Below are 17,279 nucleotides of genomic sequence, written 5' to 3'. Positions count from 1 at the left end.
CCAGAGACACAACCATTTGATAGATTTGCCTGCTACTTCTATTATACAACTTATATATGACACCGGGAGGGATATGGGTATAATTGGCAGAATAGCTCCTTCTAGTACTCTTAAAAAGTTAAACAAATGACCCCCAAACAACTGAATCATGTAAAAAATAACATTTACAGGGTGTTTTCAAACAATCGTTTACTGTATAATTTTATTGTTCAGTTTTATTTGTATTCTATTGTGAACGTAATAGATATTAGATTCCTGGTTAGACAGAAAGTTTTGCCATCCTTCATTTTCAAATATTTTTAGCTAATCATCCCAGAAACAGGTGATGTGATTGAAAAGCAACTTTTGGTTTCTTCAGGAGAAATCGGAAGTTTTGTACCGTTTAGGGTATTTTGCAGAGAAGTATCTTTATACGGACCCCAATACATCCATTACAAAGCTGCGACAGTTTGGAGAAACCATGGCCAAAATGATTATTGCTAAAGAAAAGCTGAATGAACAGCCGACTCAACACAGGCGGCTTCGCTATCTGGAGAAAGAAGGATACCTGAACAAAGAGCTGTATAACCTGTTTAACACCTTACGTCTGGAAGGAAACGGGGCGGTTCATGAAGCGACATTCGGCACGGTTGAGGATGCCAAATCATTGCTGCCCATCGCTTTTCGCCTGGCGGTATGGTATATGAAAGTATACATGGATCACCGCTTTAAGCCCCCTGTGTATCGTGTTCCGGAACCTGTTGGCGAGATTGAACGTGAATTGACACCCAAAGAGATGATTGAGCTCCTTGAGCGGGAGTTACAGTTATCCCGTGAACAAGCGGAACAGACCACAGAGGAAGAACGAAAGATACGGGCGCGGGTGTCACAGCATTTTATACAGCAGTTGCGATTGTCTGAAGCTGAAACCCGGACAGTGATTGATGCAAAATTGCGTGAAGCGGGCTGGGAAGCCGATACGAAAAATCTTACTTATCAAAATGGGACAAGACCGCAAAAAAACAGAAACATCGCCATTGCCGAATGGCCGGTTCAAGGCGGGCGGGCCGATTACGCATTATTTATCGGGATGCAGCTGGTCGGCCTGATCGAAGCAAAATCCATCTATCAAAATGTCCCCTCTGTTCTCGACAGCCAGACCAAAACCTATGCCCGCCATGTGGTTCAGCATGAAGATGAAATCATTACCTCCACCACAGGCGAATACAAAGTTCCCTTTTTATATGCCACCAATGGCCGCCCGTACCTCAGGCAATTTGAGGAATCATCAGGCATCTGGTTCTGGGACTCCAGAAGGCCGACCCGGCACTCCCGCGCGCTTGAAAGCTGGCATTCTCCTGATGATTTAAAAGCATTACTTGCACAAAATACGGACGAAGCGGCCAGGAAACTGGACGAAGAAGAGATTGACTGCTTTGGCCTGCGGGACTATCAGAAAGAAGCGGTTCTGGCTGTGGAAAAAGCGATCACGAAAGGCGAACGGAAAATGCTGGTCGCGATGGCGACAGGAACCGGCAAGACCCGAATGTCAATCGCCCTGATGTACCGGCTTTTGAAAGCAAAAATGTGCCGGCGCATCCTGTTCCTCGTAGACCGGAATGCACTGGGGCAGCAAACGGAAGATGCCCTGAAAGAGATGAAAATTAAGGATTTGCTCTTTTCCGAGATTTATGATGTAAAGTCCCTCGACGATGTGACACCCGCTCCGGAAACAAAAGTGCACATTGCCACTGTACAGGGCATGGTACGACGGCTTTTTTACCAGGAGGGTCAACCTCCCTCGGTGGGGCAGTATGATTTTATCATTGTGGATGAGGCACACCGCGGCTATACCCATGACCGGGAGATGACAGAAGAGGAAATCCTGTTTCGCGATCAGCAAGATTATATCAATCAATACCGCCGGGTGGTCGAATATTTTGATGCGGCTGTCCTGGGACTGACCGCGACCCCCGCCCTGCATACGATTGAAATCTTTGGCCATCCCATTTTTGAATACTCCTACAGTGAAGCGGTGCTGGACGGATACCTAGTTGATCACGAGGTTCCGTATCGTTTCCAGACTGAATTACAACAGTTGGGGATTAAGCTGGAAAAAGGGAAAAAGGTAAAGTATCTGGATACCCGGACCGAACAAATTCGCAAAGAAAAGCTGAAAGACACCCTTTCCTTTGATGTGGAACAGTTTAACAAAAAAGTGATTACGGAATCTTTTAACAGGGTGATCCTGGAGCGGTTAACAGATTATATCGATCCCCACGGCAAAGAAAAAACCTTGATCTTCGCGGTCAATGACCGGCATGCTGACATGGTGGTGCGCCTTCTGAAGGAGGCTTATCAAAAAAACGGCGACGAAATTGAAGATGACGCGATCATGAAAATCACCCGCAAAATCTATCAACCGTCAAATGCCATTAAGCGCTTTAAAAATGAGCGTCTGCCCAACATTGTGGTCACGGTTGATCTGCTGACCACCGGAATTGATATCCCGGCGATCAGCAATCTGGTCTTTATGCGCCAGGTGCGTTCCCGCATTTTATACGAGCAAATGCTGGGACGGGCCACCCGTCTCTGTCCCGAAATCGGCAAAACCTGTTTCCGCATTTATGATGCGGTTGGGATTTACGACAAGCTGGAATCTTATTCTGACATGAAGCCCCTTGTGAAAAAGACACAGCAATCGTTGCGGGAAATTTATGATGCATTTACTTCTGCCCGGACCAAAGCAGAGCGGGAATTTCAACGGAGGCAGCTCATCGGCAAGTTACAACGGTTAAAACAACGGTTCACGGACGAGAAAAAGCAGGAATTTAAAGAGATGTCCAAAGGAAAAAGTGTGGATCAGTGGATCAAATCGCTGAAAAACAGGCCGCTCTCCAGGATCAAAGAGGATGCCAGCCTGATCGAATTTATTGAACAACTAAGATTGGAGCCCAGAAAAATATATATCTCCAAGCAAAAAGACCACATCCGGGAAGTGACGAGAGGATTTGGGAACGGAAACGAACGCCCGGAAGATTATCTGGAAGGCTTCCGGCGCTATATCAAGGAAAATATGAATAAAGTGGCCGCCCTGCAAGTGGTCTGCACCCGACCCCAGGATCTGACACGGGAAGATTTGCGCGAGCTGGTTCGCATACTGGAGATGAAAGGATTTAAGCAAACCCACCTGCAAACAGCCTGGAAGCAAACGAAAAAAGAGGAGATCGCCGCCGATCTGATCAGCTTTATCCGTCAGGCCGCGCTCGGGGATGCCCTGGTAGATCAGGAGACCCGAATCAAACGGGCGATGAGAAAAGTATATGCGATGAATGACTGGACACCGCGCCAGCGGCAGTGGCTGGAACGAATCGAAAAGCAACTGTTGCAAATGCCTGTCCTGGACCCGAATCCGCAAAAGGCGTTCACAGAAGAACCCTTTAAAAGCGCTGGGGGATACCAGGCATTAAAAAGAGCATTTGGCGATTCCATCGATCAAATCGTCCGTACGATCAATAAAAACCTGTATATCAGCTGATAAAGCCTGTGCTATAATAAAAATTACGCAAAATATGAACTTGTCCCCCGACAAAAACAGCGCCGTGGACAATCATTGCCAAATCTGAGTAAGGAACCTGATTCCTTACTCTTTTTACTGACAGAGGAGGAACCTATGAATAATCGGGAAATTGTGCAAAAGTTATGGAACCTGTGCAACGTACTGCGCGATGACGGCATTACATACCAGCAATATGTGACAGAGCTGACCTATTTACTGTTTTTAAAGATGATGAAAGAAAAAGGCGAAGAGACAGAAGCCGCTATCCCGGAGACGTACCGCTGGGACAGCTTAACCTCCCGTGACGGAGTGGAACTGAAAGAGCATTACCAGCGGCTATTACTGGATCTCGGCAAAAGCAGTTCCCCCACCCTGCGCCAGATCTACGCCGACGCCACCAGCAGCATTGCCGAACCGAAAAACCTGGAGAAAATTATTAAATCAATTGACGCCCTGGACTGGTACAGCGCCAAACAGGAAGGGCTGGGCGACCTGTACGAAGGCTTGCTGGAGAAAAACGCCAGCGAAAAAAAATCAGGGGCCGGCCAATATTTTACCCCCCGTGTCCTGATTGATGTCATGGTTGAACTGACCGACCCCAAAATCGGGGAAAGATGCAATGACCCCGCCTGCGGCACCTTTGGCTTTATGATCGCCGCCGACCATTACCTGCGCCAGAAAACAGACGAATACTTTGACTTAAGCCCGCAGCAGGCCCGGTTTCAGCGGCAGGAAGCCTTCTCCGGCATGGAACTGGTCAAAGACACACACCGCCTGGCCCTGATGAACGCCCAGCTGCACGGAATGGAAAGCCGCATTGAACAGGGCGACTCCCTGTCCAATAACGGAAAATGGATGAAAAACTTCGACGTGATCCTGACCAATCCGCCCTTTGGCACCAAAAAAGGCGGCGAACGGGCCACCCGGGACGACCTGACACACCAGACCTCCAACAAACAGTTAAACTTCCTGCAAATCATCTACAACGCCTTAAAAGACGACACCAGCGCCAGAGCCGCCGTCGTCCTCCCGGACAATGTCCTCTTTGAAAGCGGAGTGGGCGCCACCATCCGCCGCGACTTAATGAATAAATGCAACCTGCACACCATTTTGCGCCTGCCGACCGGAATTTTCTATGCCCAGGGCGTGAAAACCAATGTGTTATTTTTTAACCGGGGTGCCACTGATCAAGGCAGCACCAAAGAAGTCTGGGTCTACGACCTTCGCACCAACATGCCAGGCTTTGGCAAACGCAATCCGTTAACCCATGCCCACTTTGCCCAGTTTATGGAAGCGTACCGCGCAAAAGACCGCCATTTGGTAAAAGATGAACGCTGGAACCGTTTTACCCGTGAAGAGATTGCCAGAAAAGGCGACAGCCTGGATATTGGCCTGATCGCCGACGAATCGCTGTCTGCCTATGAAAACTTGCCTGATCCGGTTGAATCGGCGGAAGAAGCGATTGGTAAACTGGAACAGGCTGTCCGCCTGTTAAATGAAGTTGTGGAAGAATTAAAGGCTGTGGAAAAGTAAGGGGGTGAAAAATATGGCAACAAAGGCGAAGAAGAAAAAGCCGTTGGAGGAGTTATTGCAGGAGGCGTTGGTGCCGGAAGAGGAACAGCCGTATGAAGTGCCGGAGAATTGGGTTTGGGTGAGGTTGGGAGATATTATAGAATTATTATATGGAAAACCACTACCTAGAAATAAAAGAAGTGGAAATGGATATCCTGTGTTTGGTTCAAATGGAATTGTAGGCTATCATACCGACTTTTTATTAGAAGGTCCTATCATTGTTATAGGAAGAAAAGGGTCTCACGGTGAGGTGAATTGGTTCAATGAATCAGGTTGGCCAATTGATACTACATATTATGTAAAGACACGAAAAAATATAGATTTTAAGTTTTTGTTTTATCTACTAAAAAATCTTAATCTCAAAAAGTTAAATAGATCTACTGCTATACCTGGATTAAATAGGGAAGATGCGTATAATCAAGTAATTCCTCTACCTCCCCTCAACGAACAAAAACGCATCGCAGAAAAAGTGCAACGGCTTTTAAATAAGATTGATAAAGCAAAACAGTTGATTGAAGAAGCAAAGGAAACTTTTGAACTTCGCCGTGCCGCGATTTTGGACAAAGCATTTCGCGGGGAGTTGGGGACAAATAATCCGGATGAGGAGAAGCCTTCAGTTGAGACGACGTTATCTAAAAAAGAAATACCATCTACTCAATTACCCAATAATTGGGGTTGGGTACAAATAAAAGATTTAATAAATCCGATGCAAACGAGAAACCCAAAAAGTATAAATGGAGATAAATTTTATTATGTTGATATAGAAGCTATTGATAACGAGAAACAGATAATATCGAGTACAAAAGAGCTGAGCATAAATGAAGCACCAAGTAGAGCAAGAAGGAAGGTTGATAAGGGAGATGTAATTATTTCTTTAGTAAGGCCGTACTTAAAAAACGTCGCGGTTATTACAGAACAGGATGAAAGATTGATTGCATCTACAGCATTTTATGTTTGTAGGCCTAAGAAATTATTGAAAACGAAATATCTCTATAACTTTCTGAGATCTAGTTATGCAACACGTTATTTAATTTTACACACCAAAGGTGATAATTCACCTTCGGTTAGGAGTACTGACTTTGAAAGAATGCCTATTCCTTTACCTCCTCCCAACGAACAAAATAGGATTGCAGAGAAAGTGGAACGGTTACTTTCAAAATTAGATGAAGAGAAAAGATTTGTCGCTAAAGTTGAAGAAAAACTAAACCAGCTAAAACAATCTATCCTCTCCAAAGCATTTCGTGGTGAACTAGATACTAATGATCCCACAGAGGAAAGCGCGATTGAATTGCTGAAAGAAATTTTATCTTCCTAGTAGCAAGGAAATGTGGCTGTTTGATTTAGAGTAAAGCACAAATTAAATTATGGTGACCTAAATATCACACCATAATATCTTATTAACTTTAGGCACCTCGTTTTTTATAGCTTTTGTTTAACCATTAATCACGAGTGTGCCTTCTCCTTTTATACAAAATTTTTGACGACAAAGTATGAGTAAAATATAGGAAGCAAACCTTTAACCATTATCAGTAACTATAATCTTAAAGAGACTTACCGGATTATTATTTGTGCGTCAACTTGGCCCAATGTTAAAATTAACAAGTGGAGCGTACAATTTATTGCATTAAAAGGCACGATAATGGTGGGGGGTATCATGGAAACTGTCAAGGATGTGTTTGAAAATATTGTTGCCAATCTGATTACAGCCATTATTATTGGGTTCTCTGCATATATCGTGCTTTATTATCGCATGTCGGGAATCAATCAAGCCTTTCGCAGGCTGATCCACCCAAAAAGACGTGTATTCGCTTTACACGACTTGCAAATCAATAGCATTAACAGGCTTGAAACTTCAAATTTTCTCTCTCCGATTTCGGAATATGAAAGAGAGATACTTGTTAAATTACACGCCGCCCGTAATGGTTCCAACCCCCATAATGGAATTTGCATCCGTCTGGATAGCCTTACTTCCGTGTCAAATGATAAAAACCAAGTGACCGCTCATATTTCAAAGGTTGGATTTTTTGACTTTATTGCTACCAATCTTACTGCTTATCCTGCTAATGCACCCATCCTTTCCTTTCGCAGTCAGATTGCTGCGGCAATCAGGTCATTCCGCTCCTTTGGCATCATTCAACAAGTATTAAATGAAACCCAAAAGTACGGTCAGCCCACAAAAGTGGAAGATGTTTTGGAAAACCGCTCTTTGGCGAATATCATTGCGGTTAGTATCCTTATCATTGACTCTACAGGAAGGATTGGAATTGTTGAGCGAACGACTCGTGTGGCAGTCTCCTCCGGCAATTATGGGGCAACTTGTGCCGGAACCGTTAGCAATGTGGATTTTGATTGTGAAAACCCGTTTGTCTCCTGTTCCCTGCGGGAGATCAAAGAGGAACTGAATCTTGATCTTGAGAGTTTAAATTTCGATGGGATCGTCGTTCCGAAACAGAAAATGCAACCGATCTTCTTGTACCATGTTTCCGTTGATCAAACATGGGAAGAACTTCTGCCTGTTATTCAGCAGGCGAGAGACATATCTTTTGAAACCGATGCTCTATATGCTGTCCCTGTAGACCAGGCCGTTAAATTTGCTTCCCACTCACGCATGACGGATACGGCTGCTTATCAAGTGTGGCGCTATGCAGTGAAAAATGGCCATGCTCACAGATGGTATACTACATTGCTTTTTCCTTTTGATTTAAGTTGCTACCTGGTACCCTGGAAGTTAGATAAATAGCAGCCCATTTCATTATGGCTTTATTTTTGTTGGCTGCAATAACTCAACTACAGGACAAATGACTAAAGCTCAGTTGCTGTACAACAACTGAGCTTTTTTAGTTATATTGCAATGATTTTATAATCGTCACTTAAAATCAAAATCGCTTAACCGTCCGGTGGGTCAGCTGCATGTTGTTTTGTGGGTCCGTATAGCATAGGCTGTTCACCTCCTTCAAAGAACGCATCGGCATTGGAAAAGAAAAAATCCAGTGCATACCGCTGATAATCGGAATTTCCCATATTCCTCAAGTAATGCCCCAGCATAAGCAGCAACTGGTTTTTTTGCTTCATAAAATCATGCTGCCTGGCCAGTTCCAATGCTTTATGAAGGCACTGAACTGCCTGATCATGCATTCCCTGTTTTACATAACAGTTTCCCAACCCCATTAATGCTTCTGTTTCCTGATAAGCGTCATTAATTTTTTTGCTGATTTTTACAGCCTTTAAGAAGTATTCCCCCGAGCTGGAAAATTCGTTACGTTTTGAATATAAATCCCCCAGTTGTGTGTAAGCATATGCGAGAAGGTACTCTTTTTTAATTTTGTCCTTCAGTTTCAGTGCGGTAAGGAAACAGATTTCCGCCAGATTCAGGTTACCCTTCTCACTGTACACACTTCCCAAAGTGGTCCACAGTTCGCAACATCTGTCATACGCTTTGTCTACACGCGCAAGTGCAATTCCCTTCCGTGCATGATTAATCGCCTGCGTGTGCATACCTCCCTTTGCCCAAATAGTGGCTTGAAGTTCAACAAAGTTAAGGACGACTTCCTTACTTTCGATTTCATAAGGAATAGATCCCGTTTTTTCACTTGGAAGGGCATTATGTGATATCTCATTCAGCACAGTTTGAGCATCCTCAAGGCGGTTGAGTTTTTGAAAATAGATAGATTTGCCTAATAACAATAAGTGCTTAGTATACTTCCGTTTGCCATCTATTATAAATGTGTTGATTCCCTTTTTGCAATATTCTAACGCCTGATGAAGATTATTTTGGAGATATTCAACGCGACTTAAGTAGTAGTAACACAAGGATTTTAAATTGGTAGAAATCATATCCGTGTGTTTGTCATTGATGCACCGAATCGCTTCAAAAAAATGTTTTTGTGCTTTTTTCAAATTCCTTTTAAAGAAGTAGCATTTCCCCCTTAAAAAATGAACAACCACAATGTAAGGACTGCCGGGAGGAAGGGGGAAACTCCTTAGCTCCACTATCCCCTGATCGGGATCTGCCAAATCGATCATCGTTTCAATCGATTCCAATCTTAACTCTATCTCTTCGTTAACTTCCTCCTGATTGATTTTCTCTTCATCAATATAAAACCGGCTCATATCCTCTTCTTTCAGCCCGAGCTTGTTGAACAGATAAATGATTTTCTGCTCGCTTACATCTGTTTTGCCGGTTTCAATGTTGCTGATCACCACCTGGGAGACAATGTTATCTTCCAGATCCTGCTGGCGGAGCTTTTTCGCTTTCCTTGTTTCCCGGATCAATTTCCCCAGTTCAATCCGGTCCAGCCTGTATTTTTTCACCCGGACCACCTGCCTCAAAAAAATATTCCATTCATTATGCCCTTTGGCAGTATCATTTCTTCCAATTCCGGGTGATTCCTTCTAATATTTTGAATATAAATGATGATAATTTTGGCCGGCCTGTATGTTATTTCTTTTAGGTTGGCGGACTATTCCCGATTATCGCTTATTTGAAAAATTATTACAAAAACTATAAATTATTAATAAACAGAAGCAGGTTTTGTGAGGAGGAACAGTATGCTGAAATTACAATTATCCGGCGATCCAAAGGAGATCTACCACTTTATGAATGATCTTCAATCCCAGCCCCAGTACGGGGTTCAACTGGAATCAAAGAGATATCTACTTCCGGGGTTTACAGAAAAAGAGATTACGGCCTATGTCAACTATGTCCCGAAAGAGCAAAAACCCCTGACCGTCACCCTGAAAACACAGGAAGGAAAAGAGGTTCAGATCAACCTGCTGGACGGCGTCGCTGTGGAACTGGACCGGGGGATTACCTATATCAGCGGCAAAGTTTTTGATATTTTTGGCTGAGTTTATAAAGTTTTTCACAACAGTTTATTTCACACAACGCATCCCGCTGGTAGACAGCGGGCGATGAGGAGGAAACGAGGATGGCAAAAAATGAGATACAAAATTATATAAAGAAAAGCGAAGCAGTCAGTTGTACGGTGTATGTTCTGGCCAAGCTCGGCTACCCCCGGCACAAAATCGAAGAAGTGACCCGCGAGCTTAGAAACACATTTCAGCTCAAGTGCAACAGCTACACCTTTGAAACAAGCCTGGTCACCGGGAGAGTGGACCGCAACCATCTGCTGCCAACCATCTATCAACCGCAGAAACCCGATTCTTCAGGCAAAAAAGATGATGAGACAAGTTGACGTGAACCTGTAGAGATCAAAAGCGGAAGTTACGGAATTGGGTCTCAAATTATTGGTATTTAAATATATTTTCTTTTATGAAAGATACAATGTTGTGAAATGAATGTATATTCATGTATAATTTAAATGAATCTAAAGGTCTCTTTGGCAAAGAAATCCATGCTTCCTTGTACACATGACTTTTGATTGGACAGAGTTGGCCTCAGGTCTCCCCTGTCCTTTTTTAATGAAAGGGGGGAATCTGTTACGGAGAACGGAATGCCCGATTGTGAAGCCATCCAGAATGGCTGTATGCACAGGGCATGTTTAAGTAGAAAAGGAAACCTTTTTCATAGAGTTTTATAAGTTTTCCGTAACAGGTGAGATGGGTAAATATTTTTATCGATTGGTCGTCCTGATTCTTTTCACATGTATCGGTCTTGGGGTCTTGGGGACTGGTGAAGGATACGCTGATCCCGGCTTTGAGATTCCCCGTGTCGATGACCATTTCGATCCGGTTAAACAGGGTCCGGCACCTCAGAAAACAAATCCTGTGAATCAGAATGCACCGGAAGAAGGAAACACCTGGGATTGGATCAAAGAAAAAGCTTCTGGAGCCTGGGAGTGGACCAGGGAGACCGTCTCCGATGCCTGGGAGTGGACCAAAGAAACAGCATTAGACTTTTGGGATTGGTTTGTTGAGGTATTATCAAAGATTACCGAAGTGGTGGTTGATGCTCTCTCAGCCGCCTGGGACTGGATCGTTGACAACTATGAATATATCGTAAGCGGGATTGTCCTGATTGTCGGAATCGTCCTCTGTTTTTTTGCCCCGCCTGCGGGGGCCGCGATCCTGAGCGGCTGGGCGATGTCGTTTGGCATCAGTTTCGCGCTGAATGGCTGGAAAATCGATGAAACCACCTGGCTGGATGCGGCGTTCGGCGGAGTGCTTGGCCTGTTCGGCCTGGGCTTTGCCGGAGGGGCAGCCAGAGTTCTGGCAACCGGATTGGGCCGGAAGCTGGTGACAGGGCTGGCCAACGCCAGAGTACTGGGGCCGCTCTTGAAAAGCGGCGGCAAACTGATCAGCAAGCTGCCTCAACCGCTGCAAAAAATCTTCTCCAAAGCCGGGTTTATCGGTTCGGTAGAAGGTGCGGGAACCAGCATCGTTGACGACCTCCTGCGCGGCAGGGAGATCAACTGGAAAAATGCATTGATCTCCGGATTCGGCGGGGCTCTTCTGGTTGGGATGGGATCATTTATCGCTCCCAAAATTGACCCGTTTGTAGACAAGGTGACAACAGCGGTCAAAGAGTACACCAGGCCCGTTGTCGCCAAAGTAAGCCCTGTTGTTCAAAAGCTGGATGACTTTGATATTAAGAAATGCTTCAGCTATCAGAAGCCGCCAGGATATTCAGCTTCTATTTTCTTGCCATCGTTCGACCTCAAAGATTGTATTTATTCAGCGGATGGCGGGGGTGGTGGCGGAAGTAGTAAAACAAACAGTAGCGATGGAGCAAAAGTAACTTCAGCTCAGGGATATTCTACCTTAGTTAGTAACCGTACTAAGGTAGTTGGTGATTACGAAGAAGGTACACAGGCATCAGTTATTTTACGTAAGGAATTGAAGTTAGCAGGTGTTGAGCCTCCGCCATATCCAAATGCGGCTCATCATATTATCCCTTGGAATGATAGTAGGGCAAGAGAAGCACAGCAACTTCTGAGGGAGTTTGGTATTGATCATGACTCGGCAGTTAATGGAGTGTTCCTTCCTTACGTTGACTCTAATCATGCAAACGGGAAGTATGTTGGTAATGAATCTCTTCATCAGGGAAATCATTCAAGGAAATATATTGCATATGTAACAAGTCGTTTAAGAGAAGTAAAAGAAGCCGGTGGCACAACTGCTGATGCTGTAAGGGTACTGAACGATATTCGCTCTAAACTTTTGGATGGATCATTGCCATTGAATTGATCGTTTAAAGATAAATGTTATACTTAGTTTAAAATTGTAAATGGAGGAAAACCATGAAAATATGGGAGTTAAAGGCATCGTTGGACGAACGATTTGAAACATTACAGCTCGTAAATTTTGATAAAGATTATGAGCAATATTTTAAGGATAAGTTTAATACAACGAATCCGTTATTAGAAATATGGGGAGATGTCAAAGTATTTACGTTAGATGAAGGGGAGTCCAGCGATTGCCCTTATTTTTGGGGCTATTCAGCTGCTCCTGTATTTAGTGAGAGAGCACTTGGTTTAACCAAAGATTTTTTAAGGGGTAAGGCTGAGACTCTGCCACTTGTCCATCCGGTAAATAAATACTTCGCCATACATGTCTTGAATACAATTGATGCCATTGACTATGATCGCGCGGTTATAAGACAGTTAGAAACAGGACTCAGAGTTGGTATGGATAAGTATGCATTTATTCCTGAAAAGATTGAGGGACAGCATATCTTTCGAATTTATATAGATGACCGAGTAAGATCAATGGTTTTTGTATCTGATGAGTTTAAAAAATTGGTTGAATCTAACAAATTGGTGGGGTTTGAGTTTATTGAGGTATGGGATTCTAATTGTTAGCTATTGAAATTCTAAGCGAAACAGGGTTAGACGAGCTAACAGAGAAAGAAAACCATAAAACCTGATTCAAACTTCAAAAGCAGCCGATGCTAAAGGGGTAAAAAATGAACCTGTGGCAACTGCGTATTTTAACCCCTGGAGAAATAGAAGTAATAACTAGTCCAAGTTGGGATCACATTAAATTAGTCTTGGATCAAGTGGATGGGTTTGCCCTTGACAATGTTTCTTTGTTATCTGAAGAGGCTGGAGATTTAATGGTCGCTGGGGGAGACGAATACAATGGAGTCAAACTATACTATGTTTCGTATTACTTGGATGGTTATAGCGAAGATTTAGTTAATCCCTCAGTATCAAAGGAAGATGAAAAGCATATTACCATTACAGTTCAAGAAGTTGGAACTGACATACCTAGGCGATATCTTGTTGAATATAGAGACATGATTAAAGCTTTCAAATATTTCTTTGAAACGGGAGAACTTACAAAAGACCAAGAATGGGAATAAGGTCGGGGCCGGGGGACGAAAGAGGGACAAAAATGATCAAAATCAGCCCCTTTAAACAAGAGCCGCAATTGAATTGAATTAATATTAATATATATGTATAATCATTCAAAAACAGGGGCGGTATACTTATGCATCTTACTTGTGAATCCACAAAAATGGAAGATTATCTGTGTGAACTGGAAGAGGTGGATTATTCCCATCCCCTGATTCAACAGAAAGTAAAGCAGATTCAGGATTCCTGCCGGACAGATCTGGATCGGGTAAAGATGGCATATGAGTTTGTACGGGACCATATTCACCACTCCTGGGATATTCAAAGCGCTGTAGTAACCTGTAAAGCATCAGAGGTGTTGCAGCATGGAGAGGGGATTTGTTATGCTAAATCACACTTGCTCGCGGCTTTGTTAAGGGCTCAGAGGATTCCTGCGGGATTTTGCTATCAAAGGTTAACCCTTGGAGCCACTCCGGATACCGGATATGCCGTCCATGCTTTGAATGCATTTTATCTCGATTCGGTGGGAAAATGGGTACGTCTTGACGCCAGAGGCAATAAGCCGGGTGTGCAGGCGGAATTTTCCATCGAACAGGAAAAGCTGGCTTTCCCTGTTCGGCCGGAGCTGGGTGAAATGGATTATCCTGTTATTTATACAAAGCCTCAAACAGCGAGTGTGCTGAAACAGCATACCAATGCCCTTGAAATGTACCAGTATCATTTGCCGACTGAGCTTTAAGGAGCGGACCATTGGAAACAGCCCTCCCCATGATTGGAGGAGGGCTGTTATAATGAACTTTGCCTTTATTTCTGCGATTGCTGGCTTTTGTTCAATGCCTGTTCAAGGTCGGCGATGATATCGTCGATAGATTCGATTCCCACGGACAAGCGTACCAGTTCCGGGGTGACACCGGCACTGCGTTGTTCTTCCTCGGAAAGTTGCTGGTGAGTGGTGCTTGCCGGGTGAATGACCAGCGACTTGGCATCGCCCACGTTGGCGAGATGGGAGAAGAGGTTCAGGCTTTCAATGAATTTCTTTCCTGCTTCCAGTCCGCCTTTGATCCCAAAGGTAAAAATGGCTCCCTGGCCTTTGGGAAGGTATTTTTGAGCCAGTTCATGGGTGGCATGACCGGGGAGACCGGGGTGGTTTACCCATTCAACCGCTTGATGCTGATCCAGGTATTTGGCGACGGCCAGCGCATTTTCACTGTGCCGTTCCATTCTGAGGTGCAGGGTTTCCAGGCCTTGCAGCAACAGGAAGGCATTAAAAGGAGAGATGGCGGCTCCGATATCACGAAGTAATTGGACCCGTGCTTTGATGATATAAGCCAGAGGCCCGACTGCTTCAGTGTATCGTACACCATGATAGGTGGGGTCCGGTTCGGTGAGGTCCGGGAATTTTCCGTTGGTCCAGTCAAAGCGGCCGGAATCAACGATGACGCCGCCGATGCTGTTTCCGTGGCCGCCGATAAACTTTGTCGCGGAATGGACGACAATATCGGCGCCAAAGTCAAAGGGACGGCATAAGTAGGGGGTGGCAAAAGTGTTGTCAATGATCAGTGGAACACCATGATCATGAGCGATCTTTGCGACTGCTTCAAAGTCCAATACGTCCGTTTGCGGATTACTGATGGTTTCCGCAAATATGGCTTTGGTTTTGTCGGTGAGCGCTTTGCGAAAGTTTTCGGGATCAGATTGGTCAACGAACTTCACTTTGATTCCCAGCTTTGCAAGTGTGTGGTTAAAAAGGTTAAAGGTACCTCCATACAAACTGCTGGAGGAGACAATTTCATCCCCTGCTCCCGCAATATTGAGAATCGAATAAGTAATCGCCGCCTGCCCGGAACTGGTCGCCAGCGCTCCTACACCGCCTTCCAGTTCAGCCACCCGTTTTTCAAATACATCTTGTGTCGGGTTCATGATGCGGGTATAGATGTTGCCAAATTCTTTCAATGCGAATAAGTCCGCCGCGTGCTGAGTGTCGTTAAATACGTAGGAAGTTGTCTGGTAAATGGGTACGGCACGGGAGTTGGTCGTTGGATCGGGTACCTGGCCGCCGTGAACGGCAATGGTTTCACTGCGAAATGCTTTTTGTTCACTCATATGTTTTCCTCCTCCATTGTAAAAAGCCTCTTCCCTGATCCAGAGAAGAGGTTTTTTTTGATCCGTTTTCCTCTCCTATCTCTTAGAGACTGATGGTTAGTCTCTAACAGGAATTGGCACCTTCCGGTTGATGGTACAACCAGGGTTGCCGGGCTTCATTGGGCCAGTCCCTCCGCCGCTCTGGATAAGAGTATGTTGATAAGAAAAATATGTTTTATTTTTAAATTCTTTTTATTATAATGACTAAATCTGATGATCGTCAATGGTTTTTTTAAAAATACGGGGCGGCTTACATGATCAACCGTACTCTTCATTATCTGTGTACACAAAAAGGCAAGCGGTGATTTTCGCTTGCCCTGTGTTTTTCCAATCATATATATCAATTACTTCATATTGTATTTCTTTTTGAAACGATCGACGCGTCCACCTGCGTTGATCATTTTTTGTTTACCGGTAAAGAAAGGATGGCATTCGGAACAAATATCAACTTTCAGGTTTTCGGCGGTTGATCCGGTTTCAAATGTATTTCCGCACGCACAGGTGACTTTTGTCAATTTGTATGCTGGATGAATAGCAGCTTTCATCTTTCTCACCTCTTTCCTTGCCAATCCAACTGATTCATTCGTTCGCTCAATTGAAACCACTGAAGTATTATAGCATGAACGACCCGTTGCTGCAAGGTGGGGAAAGGAGTGTACTGCACCTGGACACAAACGCTGTGCTATGATCCTTTGCTGGAAAATTGGATAAATAATGGCTTTTTTTATTTTAAGACAGAGAGCGGGTTAATCGCCTGACCGTTTCTCCTCACTTCAAAATGCAGATGGTAGCCAGTTGCATTTCCCGTCTGACCCATGTTTCCGAGAGCCTGGCCTGCTTCGATGATTTCCCCCTTACTGACACGGATCCGGCTTAAGTGTGCGTAATAGGTAACCCAACCACCTCCGTGATCCAGGACAACTAAGTTTCCATACCCCCCGGAATACCCTGCCTGCACTACTTTGCCGGCAAGAGAGGCATGGATAACTGCTTTTGACTTCGCAGCGCTCCAGATATCGATGCCCTTATGCTGACGGCCGTTGCGCCAGCCAAAGTTGCTTGTAATCTGTCCGCTCACCGGCCAGCGAAAAACATAAGAACCGGCATTCCATCGGGCGGGATGCTTTACAGCCAGACGGATACGACCTTTCTTTTTCGCCGCTTGAGAGCCTTTGGCATACCGGAGGGCTGGAATCTCCAGCTTTTGCGGAACAGCCACTCTCTGGCCGACATATGTGATCCCAAGATCTTTCAGTGACGGGTTCAGATGGAGAAGCAACCCGGTGGTGGTTTTGTACTCTTTGGCCAGGCTTTCCAGCGTATCGCCAAATTTGATCCGCACCCATTTTCGCACTAAGGGAATATTCAAAGTTCGGCCCACTTCGAGAAGATGCGGTTCGGTGATCTGGTTATAGGCGGCAAGCTGATTGTGATGGACTCCGTAAAACAGACCAATCCGGTAAAGTGTATCCCCCTTTTTTACTTGATACGTGAGTGGTTTTGTCTCCACCTTGGCGGCCAGATTCCCATCGGTCACTGCTGAAATAGGGTTCAGATACTGATAGATCATTTCTTGGGCGATTTGCTGATTATCCTGATCCGGTTCGGTATTTTGCAATTCTGCTGCATAGACAGGATGTTTGTCTGTACCCACCGCCCAAGATGTTGAGGCAGAGCAGATGGTGAGGGAAGAAGCCAACAACGCTTTTTTGGAAGACATCATAGCACCTCACATAAAATGAAAGTGTTGGGTAGGATTCACCCCGGTTTCA

At 44.7% G+C, this 17,279-nt stretch carries 14 protein-coding genes and 1 riboswitch; of the genes, 10 read left to right on the top strand and 4 right to left on the bottom strand.

From position 1 onward, the window contains the following. The first annotated feature begins 331 nt into the window (after positions 1–331). The 4 genes from hsdR (at position 332) to I8U27_RS07410 (ending at position 7,850) form a co-directional block, all read left to right on the top strand. Positions 332–3,517, top strand: coding sequence for a type I restriction-modification system endonuclease (gene hsdR / locus I8U27_RS07425; RefSeq protein ID WP_181751252.1), 3,186 nt, complete (start codon positions 332–334; stop codon positions 3,515–3,517). Between the two features lie 135 nt (positions 3,518–3,652). Continuing rightward, on the top strand, positions 3,653–5,071 hold the full coding sequence (locus I8U27_RS07420) for a class I SAM-dependent DNA methyltransferase (protein WP_181751253.1): 1,419 nt from the start codon (positions 3,653–3,655) through the stop codon (positions 5,069–5,071). A gap of 13 nt (positions 5,072–5,084) precedes the next feature. Beyond that, entirely contained in the window at positions 5,085–6,425 is a 1,341-nt protein-coding gene (locus I8U27_RS07415) for a restriction endonuclease subunit S (RefSeq protein WP_181751254.1), read from the top strand. A gap of 339 nt (positions 6,426–6,764) precedes the next feature. Then, positions 6,765–7,850: an NUDIX hydrolase gene (locus I8U27_RS07410; RefSeq protein ID WP_181751255.1), complete on the top strand. Its 1,086-nt coding sequence runs from the start codon at positions 6,765–6,767 to the stop codon at positions 7,848–7,850. Between the two features lie 146 nt (positions 7,851–7,996). On the opposite strand, the gene I8U27_RS07405 is transcribed toward I8U27_RS07410, so the two are convergent. Then, positions 7,997–9,421, bottom strand: a complete 1,425-nt coding sequence (locus tag I8U27_RS07405; RefSeq protein WP_181751256.1) for a tetratricopeptide repeat protein — start codon at positions 9,419–9,421, stop codon at positions 7,997–7,999. Between the two features lie 237 nt (positions 9,422–9,658). Here I8U27_RS07405 and I8U27_RS07400 point away from each other — a divergent pair, with 237 nt between their 5' ends. The 6 genes from I8U27_RS07400 to I8U27_RS07375 all read left to right on the top strand — a co-directional run bounded on the left by I8U27_RS07400 (position 9,659) and on the right by I8U27_RS07375 (position 14,104). Then, positions 9,659–9,958: a hypothetical protein gene (locus I8U27_RS07400; protein WP_181751257.1), complete on the top strand. Its 300-nt coding sequence runs from the start codon at positions 9,659–9,661 to the stop codon at positions 9,956–9,958. A gap of 80 nt (positions 9,959–10,038) precedes the next feature. Beyond that, the gene (locus I8U27_RS07395) at positions 10,039–10,305 is read left to right on the top strand and encodes a hypothetical protein (RefSeq protein ID WP_181751258.1); all 267 of its coding nucleotides are present in this window, start codon (positions 10,039–10,041) and stop codon (positions 10,303–10,305) included. A 364-nt stretch (positions 10,306–10,669) separates the two neighbouring features. Beyond that, positions 10,670–12,256 (top strand): AHH domain-containing protein, encoded by a 1,587-nt coding sequence (locus I8U27_RS07390; protein ID WP_232345295.1) that lies wholly within the window; start codon positions 10,670–10,672, stop codon positions 12,254–12,256. A gap of 53 nt (positions 12,257–12,309) precedes the next feature. After that, positions 12,310–12,870 carry an imm11 family protein gene (locus I8U27_RS07385; protein ID WP_181751259.1) on the top strand — a complete coding sequence of 187 codons (561 nt, stop codon included), beginning with the start codon at positions 12,310–12,312 and terminating at the stop codon, positions 12,868–12,870. A gap of 104 nt (positions 12,871–12,974) precedes the next feature. Beyond that, entirely contained in the window at positions 12,975–13,373 is a 399-nt protein-coding gene (locus I8U27_RS07380; RefSeq protein ID WP_181751260.1) for a hypothetical protein, read from the top strand. 128 nt (positions 13,374–13,501) lie between these two features. Next, on the top strand, positions 13,502–14,104 hold the full coding sequence (locus I8U27_RS07375) for a transglutaminase-like domain-containing protein (protein ID WP_181751261.1): 603 nt from the start codon (positions 13,502–13,504) through the stop codon (positions 14,102–14,104). A 65-nt stretch (positions 14,105–14,169) separates the two neighbouring features. Here I8U27_RS07375 and I8U27_RS07370 read toward each other — a convergent pair whose 3' ends face one another. From I8U27_RS07370 to I8U27_RS07360, 3 genes are all read right to left on the bottom strand, one after another. Continuing rightward, complete coding sequence (locus I8U27_RS07370) at positions 14,170–15,468, bottom strand: homocysteine synthase (RefSeq protein WP_181751262.1); 1,299 nt, start codon at positions 15,466–15,468, stop codon at positions 14,170–14,172. Positions 15,469–15,540: 72 nt separating this feature from the next. Then, positions 15,541–15,659, bottom strand: a riboswitch (SAM riboswitch). A 192-nt stretch (positions 15,660–15,851) separates the two neighbouring features. Further along, positions 15,852–16,052, bottom strand: a complete 201-nt coding sequence (gene rpmE / locus I8U27_RS07365) for a 50S ribosomal protein L31 (RefSeq protein ID WP_181751263.1) — start codon at positions 16,050–16,052, stop codon at positions 15,852–15,854. 179 nt (positions 16,053–16,231) lie between these two features. Continuing rightward, on the bottom strand, positions 16,232–17,227 hold the full coding sequence (locus I8U27_RS07360) for a LysM peptidoglycan-binding domain-containing M23 family metallopeptidase (RefSeq protein ID WP_181751264.1): 996 nt from the start codon (positions 17,225–17,227) through the stop codon (positions 16,232–16,234). Between the last annotated feature and the right edge of the window lie 52 nt (positions 17,228–17,279).

Source organism: Paenactinomyces guangxiensis (assembly GCF_016055185.1).
GTDB lineage: Bacteria > Bacillota > Bacilli > Thermoactinomycetales > Thermoactinomycetaceae > Paenactinomyces > Paenactinomyces guangxiensis.
This window is presented reverse-complemented; position numbering and strand designations above follow the sequence as displayed.

Coding starts and splice junctions, on each gene's coding strand:
- I8U27_RS07420 (WP_181751253.1), top strand. CDS start 3,653: ATGAATAATCGGGAAATTGTGCAAAAGTTATGGAACCTGTGCAACGTA.
- I8U27_RS07415 (WP_181751254.1), top strand. CDS start 5,085: ATGGCAACAAAGGCGAAGAAGAAAAAGCCGTTGGAGGAGTTATTGCAG.
- I8U27_RS07410 (WP_181751255.1), top strand. CDS start 6,765: ATGGAAACTGTCAAGGATGTGTTTGAAAATATTGTTGCCAATCTGATT.
- I8U27_RS07400 (WP_181751257.1), top strand. CDS start 9,659: ATGCTGAAATTACAATTATCCGGCGATCCAAAGGAGATCTACCACTTT.
- I8U27_RS07395 (WP_181751258.1), top strand. CDS start 10,039: ATGGCAAAAAATGAGATACAAAATTATATAAAGAAAAGCGAAGCAGTC.
- I8U27_RS07390 (WP_232345295.1), top strand. CDS start 10,670: ATGGGTAAATATTTTTATCGATTGGTCGTCCTGATTCTTTTCACATGT.
- I8U27_RS07385 (WP_181751259.1), top strand. CDS start 12,310: ATGAAAATATGGGAGTTAAAGGCATCGTTGGACGAACGATTTGAAACA.
- I8U27_RS07380 (WP_181751260.1), top strand. CDS start 12,975: ATGAACCTGTGGCAACTGCGTATTTTAACCCCTGGAGAAATAGAAGTA.
- I8U27_RS07375 (WP_181751261.1), top strand. CDS start 13,502: ATGCATCTTACTTGTGAATCCACAAAAATGGAAGATTATCTGTGTGAA.
- I8U27_RS07370 (WP_181751262.1), bottom strand. CDS start 15,468: ATGAGTGAACAAAAAGCATTTCGCAGTGAAACCATTGCCGTTCACGGC.
- rpmE (WP_181751263.1), bottom strand. CDS start 16,052: ATGAAAGCTGCTATTCATCCAGCATACAAATTGACAAAAGTCACCTGT.
- I8U27_RS07360 (WP_181751264.1), bottom strand. CDS start 17,227: ATGTCTTCCAAAAAAGCGTTGTTGGCTTCTTCCCTCACCATCTGCTCT.